The organism is Mesorhizobium sp. M1E.F.Ca.ET.041.01.1.1 (assembly GCF_003997355.1).
Classification (GTDB): Bacteria; Pseudomonadota; Alphaproteobacteria; order Rhizobiales; family Rhizobiaceae; genus Mesorhizobium.
The window spans coordinates 23,771-30,126 of the sequence record NZ_RZSL01000014.1 but is presented as its reverse complement, the minus strand read 5'-3'; the positions used below and the strand labels follow the sequence as shown (position 1 = coordinate 30,126).

9 protein-coding genes are annotated in these 6,356 nt (G+C 63.4%); 3 read left to right on the top strand and 6 right to left on the bottom strand.

Annotated features, from left to right (window positions below; translation table 11 throughout):
• On the top strand, positions 1-1,128 hold a 1,128-nt coding region (locus EOA38_RS03160; protein WP_127298415.1), incomplete at its 5' end, for a sulfatase-like hydrolase/transferase.
• Between the two features lie 45 nt (positions 1,129-1,173).
• On the opposite strand, the gene EOA38_RS03155 is transcribed toward EOA38_RS03160, so the two are convergent.
• Positions 1,174-2,535, bottom strand: a complete 1,362-nt coding sequence (locus EOA38_RS03155) for a PRC-barrel domain-containing protein (RefSeq protein ID WP_126091576.1) — start codon at positions 2,533-2,535, stop codon at positions 1,174-1,176.
• Between the two features lie 216 nt (positions 2,536-2,751).
• Here EOA38_RS03155 and EOA38_RS03150 point away from each other — a divergent pair, with 216 nt between their 5' ends.
• Positions 2,752-3,672, top strand: coding sequence for a diacylglycerol kinase family protein (locus tag EOA38_RS03150; protein ID WP_126091575.1), 921 nt, complete (start codon positions 2,752-2,754; stop codon positions 3,670-3,672).
• Between the two features lie 8 nt (positions 3,673-3,680).
• Here the strand turns inward: EOA38_RS03150 and EOA38_RS41090 are convergent, their stop codons facing one another.
• The 4 genes from EOA38_RS41090 to EOA38_RS38945 form a co-directional block, all read right to left on the bottom strand.
• A complete protein-coding gene (locus EOA38_RS41090) occupies positions 3,681-3,803 on the bottom strand; it encodes a hypothetical protein (protein ID WP_348627506.1) in 123 nt (40 codons plus the stop codon).
• Positions 3,804-4,075: 272 nt separating this feature from the next.
• Positions 4,076-4,540 (bottom strand): phage holin family protein, encoded by a 465-nt coding sequence (locus EOA38_RS03140; protein ID WP_127298414.1) that lies wholly within the window; start codon positions 4,538-4,540, stop codon positions 4,076-4,078.
• A gap of 6 nt (positions 4,541-4,546) precedes the next feature.
• Complete coding sequence (locus EOA38_RS03135; protein ID WP_126091572.1) at positions 4,547-4,873, bottom strand: DUF883 family protein; 327 nt, start codon at positions 4,871-4,873, stop codon at positions 4,547-4,549.
• 106 nt (positions 4,874-4,979) lie between these two features.
• Positions 4,980-5,156 carry a hypothetical protein gene (locus tag EOA38_RS38945; protein WP_189434418.1) on the bottom strand — a complete coding sequence of 59 codons (177 nt, stop codon included), beginning with the start codon at positions 5,154-5,156 and terminating at the stop codon, positions 4,980-4,982.
• A 132-nt stretch (positions 5,157-5,288) separates the two neighbouring features.
• Between EOA38_RS38945 and EOA38_RS03130 the strand changes: the two genes are divergently transcribed.
• On the top strand, positions 5,289-5,702 hold the full coding sequence (locus EOA38_RS03130; RefSeq protein ID WP_127298413.1) for a response regulator: 414 nt from the start codon (positions 5,289-5,291) through the stop codon (positions 5,700-5,702).
• Between the two features lie 100 nt (positions 5,703-5,802).
• Here EOA38_RS03130 and EOA38_RS03125 read toward each other — a convergent pair whose 3' ends face one another.
• Positions 5,803-6,354 carry an RNA polymerase sigma factor gene (locus tag EOA38_RS03125; RefSeq protein ID WP_095804581.1) on the bottom strand — a complete coding sequence of 184 codons (552 nt, stop codon included), beginning with the start codon at positions 6,352-6,354 and terminating at the stop codon, positions 5,803-5,805.
• Between the last annotated feature and the right edge of the window lie 2 nt (positions 6,355-6,356).

Below are 6,356 nucleotides of genomic sequence, written 5' to 3'. Positions count from 1 at the left end.
GCGCAAGGCATCGACGCCAGCGTCGGCAGCCCTGACATCCATCGCCCGGCGGGCGAGCAAGGCGAGGCCAGTGGCGATGTGACCAGCGCGCCGCCCGTCTATTCGAAAGACCAGACGCCGACCGCGTTCCTGGCCGGCGAGTTCGTCCGCTGGCTTGGCGAGCAGCAGCAAGGCGCGCCATGGTTCGCGCATATCTCCTTCATCAGCCCGCACCCGCCCTTCATCGTCCCGGAACCGTATAACGCCATGTACGATCCGGCCGACGGGCCCGCTTTCCGGCGGGCGGCGGATTGGCAGGCCGAAGCGGAAAGCCATCCCTATCTCGCCTACGATCTCGATTGCCAGATGCGGACAAAATTCATTCCCGGCGCCCAGGGCAAGGTGGCGGATTGGGGTGACGAAAACTTCCGCCGCATCCGCGCGATCTACTACGGCATGGTCTCGGAGGTCGATGCGCAGCTCGGCCGCGTCTGGGATGCGCTGAAGGCGGCCGGCAGGTGGGGCGACACCGTTATCGTGCTCACCTCCGACCATGCCGAGATGATGGGTGATCATTTCATGCTCGGCAAAGGCGGCTATTTCGACGCCAGCTACCACATTCCGCTGATCATCCGCGACCCGCACAAGAGAGCAGTGGCCGGTTCGGTCGTCGACCGGTTCACCGAGGCCGTCGACATCTTTCCGACCTTGCTCGAACTGATCGGCGCCGGACCGGAGCCGCAGCTCGACGGCAGGTCGCTGGCGCCCTGGCTCGACGGCAAGCAGCCGGCGGACTGGCGCGACGCCGCGCATTGGGAGTTCGATTTCCGCTCGGTCTTCGGCGGCGAAGCCGAGCGGCATTTCGGCATCGGCTCGCGCGATTGCAATCTGGCCGTCCTGCGCACGAGCGGCTTCAAATATGTCCATTTCGGCGGCGGCCTGCCGCCACTACTGTTCGATCTCACGAAGGATCCAGGCGAGCTGAGCAACGTCGCGGACGATCCCGCCTACCTGCCGGCGCGCCTGGAATTCGCCGAGAAATTGCTCGCCTGGCGCGCCAGGCATCTCGACCAGTCGCTGGCGCTGGCGGAGTTGACGGAAGATGGCGTGGTCGGCCACGTGAGTTGGGCAGTAGGCAATAGGCAATAGGGGAAGCTGTTGAGAAGCGTACCCCTACTGCCTACTGCCTACTGCCTACTTCAATATCATCCGCTGCTTATCACGGTTGGCGGCATAACTGCTCTTGTCATAGGCCGCCTGCGCCTGCAGCTCTTCCTTGGTGAAGTTGGTGTAGAGATATTTCTTGCCGTCCTTGTCGGTCATGAATTTGAGCTTGTCCATGCCGACCGCCACTTCCTTGGCGCCGATGCCGAGGAAGCCGCCGACGTCGACGATCACCGCATCCGGCTTGTTGTCCGGCGTCAGCACGACATCGCCGATCGTACCGATCTTGGCGTCGTTGGCGCCATAGACGGTCGCGCCCTTCAGGTCGTCACCCCGGATGTTGCCCATCGGCATCTCAGTCAGCGTCGATTTGTCGATCGAGGCTGTCTGCGTGGTGTCGGTTGCGGACGTGCCGGAGTCCGCCGGCTTGTTCTCCGCGGTGCTCGCCGCAGGTGCGGGCGCCTTGTTTTCAGCGGTTGTCTGCGCAGGCTTGGCTTCCTTGCCGGCCGTTGTGTCGGACGATGCCACGGCGGGCGTGGTCGTCGCCGGAGCATTGTTCGACGCCGCGGTGGCCGGCGCCGGTGCCGGATCGTAAGCCTTGCGGTTGAAGTCCGGCTGCGCCTGGAGCTCCTCCTTCGTCGTCTCGGCAACCAGCCAGCGATCCCCGTTCTTCTCCGCCCACTTTGCCTTGGCGAAATCGAAGGTGACGTTCTTCGTGCCGATGCCGAGGAAGCCGCCGACGCCGATCACGAGCGACTCGGCCTTGCCGTCCTTGGCGAGCACGATGTCTTTCACGTCGCCGATCTTCTGGGCGTCGTCCGCGGTGCCGTTATAGACGGACTCGCCCATGATGTTGGTGGCGAGATTGCCTTCCGCCTTCTTCACCGGCTCAGCCGGCTTGGCGTTGAGGTCCACCGGCTTCTGGGCTCCACCCGTGTCCGTGGTTGAAGGCTGCGTGGCGTCGGCCGACGGTGCCGGGGCCGGATCGTAGGGCTTGCGGTCGAATGCCGGCTGGGCATTGAGCTCGTCCTTGGTTGTCTTGGCCACCAGCCAGCGGTCGCCGTTCTTCTCGGCCCATTCCATCTTGCTGTAGTCGAACGCCACGTCCTTGGTGCCGACGCCAAGGAAGCCGCCGACACCGATGATCGCGGACTTCACTTTGCCGCTTGCGTCGAAGACGACATCATCGACCTTGCCGATGTCTTGGGCGTCGTCACCGGTGCCGTTATAGACGGATTCGCCGATAATGTTGGTCATCAAGGCGCCATCCGAGCGGATCACGGGAGCCGGGTTTTCGGCGGCAGGCGGCTGTGCCGGCGTTGCTGTCTGGGCGAAGGCACCGGTTGCAACCAGCGTTGCAAGCGCGGTCGTCGCAAAAAGAGTGCGGATCATGATCGTCTCTCCTCGTGCCTGATTTGGTATGCGCCGCATCCGCCACCGGCTCTGCCAGGCAAGTCAGACGCGGCAGTATTCCACAACTTCACAACGTCGTGAGCGGAGCGTTGTTCCAACAGCGCGGCCCGCGCTTCCCGGTACGCGGAACCTTTGGCGATCCTTTCCGTTCAGCCTGCGGCTGGGCTCATTTCCGGCCCAAGAACGGAGCGGGGCATGCGGTTTGCTGCGGTGCTGAACCAGGACAGCGGCACGCTGCGCACGGCCGATGTTCCAGCCTTTGCCGATCGCCTGCGACGGACGCTGGAAGCGGCAGGCCATTCGGTTCAGGTCGATATCGTTGCCGGCCGCGAAATCGGCGCGGCCTTGGAAAAGGCCGTAGCGAAGCGGAACGTCGACGTCGTGATCGCCGGAGGCGGCGACGGCACCGTGTCGCGGGCGGCATCCCTTCTCATGAACAAGAAGAAAGCTCTGGCCATATTGCCGGCCGGCACGATGAATCTCTTCGCGCGTGGCCTTGGCATCCCGCAGACGCTGGATGCGGCGCTGCAATCCTTTGCCACGGGCGAGGTGACGGCCGTCGACATGGCCAGCGTCAATGGCCGGCCCTTCGTGCATCAGTTTTCGATCGGCATGCATGTCAGGATGGTGCAGCTTCGGGAGACCATGGATTTCGGCTCGCGGCTGGGAAAGATGCGGGCCTCCGTTCGCGCGGGATGGGCAACGATCAAGAACCCACGCACGCTCAAAGTGACCTTGAGCATCGGCAACGCTGAGATCGTCACCCGCACGACCGGCATCGGCATCAGCAACAATCTGTTCGGCGAGGGCCATCTGCCTTATGCGGACAATCCGGCGGGTGGCGTGCTTGGCATCTATGTCAGCGTCGCGCGCAGACGTTACCATCTGGCGAAACTGCTGCTCGACATGCTGCGCGGCCGATGGCGCGACAGCGAACATATCGAAATCCACCAGGCCGACAGAGCCATCCTCAAGATCCATTCACCCACGAAGAAGTTCAGCGCGGTCGTGGATGGCGAGTTGGTCAGGCTGGAGCGCGAGACGGTGGTCGAGATTCTTCCCGGCGCGTTGAACGTATTGGTTCCGGCAAGCAATGCGCGGGCCAAGGCGGCGTGATGGGGCGGTCAGCCGCCCTGCATGGGTTTCTGTCCGGCCGCCGGCGCCTGAGGCGCGCTCTGATCGGTCATCGGGCTCTTGATCACCTCGCCATAGATCTCGACCGCACCCCAGGCGATCAAGGCCAGCAACAGCCCGGCGACGAGGATCCTGAGCGCGTGCCAACCCCATGCCCCTGGCGGGCTTTGTCTTCAGGAACGATCTTGGTCATTGTTGGCCTCCATATCGCATGGCGGCGGGCTCTTCGGGTACGGCATGATCGGGTAACGGGCCCTTTCCGCGAAGGTTCCCTGTCCGATGACGCGGTTCGGCAACGGTCGGCCGCCGCCTGTCAGGCGTGGGGATTGGCGGGCAGCAACGCGGTCAAGTTGCTGGACCCGCGCTTTTCCCGCAATGCTCCGGCCTACGGCGCTTCGCCGGGATCCGGGTCTTGAGGCTTGGCCTTCACATTCTCGCGGTAGATGGCGTAGGCGACGAGCGCGATCGCGGGCGCGACAATGGTGCCCAGGCCACCCTTGCTCTTGGCAAGCGCCGGGAGCAGCGCAAGCGCCGCGGTGAGCCCAACCGCCGTCATGTCGGCCTTGCGCCGGCGCGCGCGACGCTTGGCTCGCATGCCGGTCGTCATCTTGTGGATCACCAGAATGAGCCCGGCAATCAGCAGGAAGCCGATGCCGAAGCCGAGGCTGGTCGCCAATGGTCCGTAGCGCGCGGCCAGCCAGATATAGGCGGCGCCGACAAGGAAGCCGATGCCGCACAGGGCAAGAATAGCGGCAATCCCATAGAGGATTGCCGCCACACGCGCTCTCTGCAAGGCGGCCGTCGCCTCACCCGAGGCAATGGCCGAGATCAGCGAAATCAGCGTCCCCATCTGCGGCTAGCGGCGGGAGAGTAGTGCGAACAGAAAGCCGACGCCTGCGGCAATCGCCAGCGACGTCACCGGCTTTTCGCGAACGGTGGCGATGAGCTGCGCTTCGATATCCTGGGCGCTGCCGCGCACGCTTTCGAATGCCGCTTCACCCTGGGCACGCAGGTGTTCGACCCCCTCGGAGGCGGCATGGCGCGCCGCGCCATAGCCATGCTCCCCGGTCTTGGCCAATTGCCTGGTGAGTTCCTCGATATCGGCGCGCAACTGCCGAATATCGGCTTCGAGATCGGAGTTGGAGGGAGCGTCTGTTGCGGTTTTGCCTGCGGCGGGCGCCATTGCTTAACTCCTTGTGTTTTCTAACTTTCAACGCTCGATATGCATCAAGAGTTCCGAACTTGGACCGCTCCTTACCAAGACCGGGCGGCGGGCGCATTGACAGCAGTCAAAATGCCCTCCCCTGCAGACCGATGAGATCGCCCGGCATGGAATAGTCGAGGATTTGCCGCCGCACGTCGGACAACCGTTCCTGGCTTTCGAACGGGCGAAAGGCCGGCAGCGGCCGCAGCGGACTCGCAAGGATATTGGCGGCTGGGAACGGAACGTGTGCTCTGCTGGGCATTTCGACCCCTCTCCGAAACCCCTGCCCTGATTGGGCAGTTGAAAACGTTCCAGGCGGATCGAGGTTCCGCCGATCACGAAGATGCACTCCCGGTCATGTCTTTTTTAAATGACATACCGGCAAATACCGCGCATGACTGCTGGCGATTGTAGGAGTCGCCGCTACGTGCCTTCATTGCTAGACGGATTGCGTATTCTGGTCCTGGAGGATGAGTTTCTTATCGCAATGGATGTCGAACAGTTATGCCGTGACCATGGCGCGGCCGACGTTGTAATTGTCCGCGATCTGGCCGAAATCGACCAGCGGGATGGGTTGTCGTGGTTTGACGCGGCCATCGTCGACCTGATGCTTGGAGGTGTTTCGACGCTCGGCTTCGCCGCGCGACTGCGTGGCGGGGGCGTTCCGTTCGTTTTCGCCTCCGGTCATTCGGACGCGGACGAGATCGAGAGCTCCTTTCCGGAAATCCGGCTGGTCGCCAAACCCTATTCGGGGGACGATCTGATCGAGGCCGTGGCGCTCGCTTGCGGACGCACGAAGGCGGCTTGACGACATCGCCGGCAGAGCAATTTCAGGAAAAGTGTGTAACGGTTTTCCGTCCGGAATGGCTTAAAAATGGAGCGGTTGAGCATGCTGCCGCGCGTCACTGTCAGGCTGCGTTCGAGCCGGTCACCTGCGCCGAAATCGCATCGGGACCATATTCGTCCTCGCCGGAGATCTTCAGAATTTCCTGCAGTCTCGCGCGAGCCCTGCTGACCCGGCTCTTGATCGTGCCGACCGCGCAGCCGCAGATCTCGGCCGCCTCTTCGTAGGAGAAGCCGGACGCGCCGATCAGGATGATGGCTTCGCGCTGATCCTCCGGCAGCTGTTCCAGCGCGCCGCGAAAGTCCTTGAGGTCGAGTTGGCCGTGCTGCGCCGGGTGAACGGCAAGCCTGGCGGTCATGATGCCGTCGCTGTCCTGCACCTCGCGGCCACGCTTGCGCATCTGCGAATAGAACTCGTTGCGCAGGATGGTGAAAAGCCAGGCCTTGAGGTTGGTGCCGGGCTGGAAGCTCTCATGCTTGTCCCACGCCTTGACCAGGGTTTCCTGGACGAGGTCATCGGCCTTGTCGGCATTCTGCGTCAGCGACACCGCAAAGGCGCGCAGGCTCGGTATCGCACCGAGCAGCTCGGTCTTGAAGCTCTGGGAGACCGCCGCCATGC

Coding starts and splice junctions, on each gene's coding strand:
- EOA38_RS03155 (WP_126091576.1), bottom strand. CDS start 2,535: ATGATCCGCACTCTTTTTGCGACGACCGCGCTTGCAACGCTGGTTGCA.
- EOA38_RS03150 (WP_126091575.1), top strand. CDS start 2,752: ATGCGGTTTGCTGCGGTGCTGAACCAGGACAGCGGCACGCTGCGCACG.
- EOA38_RS03140 (WP_127298414.1), bottom strand. CDS start 4,540: ATGGGGACGCTGATTTCGCTGATCTCGGCCATTGCCTCGGGTGAGGCG.
- EOA38_RS03135 (WP_126091572.1), bottom strand. CDS start 4,873: ATGGCGCCCGCCGCAGGCAAAACCGCAACAGACGCTCCCTCCAACTCC.
- EOA38_RS38945 (WP_189434418.1), bottom strand. CDS start 5,156: ATGCCCAGCAGAGCACACGTTCCGTTCCCAGCCGCCAATATCCTTGCG.
- EOA38_RS03130 (WP_127298413.1), top strand. CDS start 5,289: ATGACTGCTGGCGATTGTAGGAGTCGCCGCTACGTGCCTTCATTGCTA.
- EOA38_RS03125 (WP_095804581.1), bottom strand. CDS start 6,354: ATGGCGGCGGTCTCCCAGAGCTTCAAGACCGAGCTGCTCGGTGCGATA.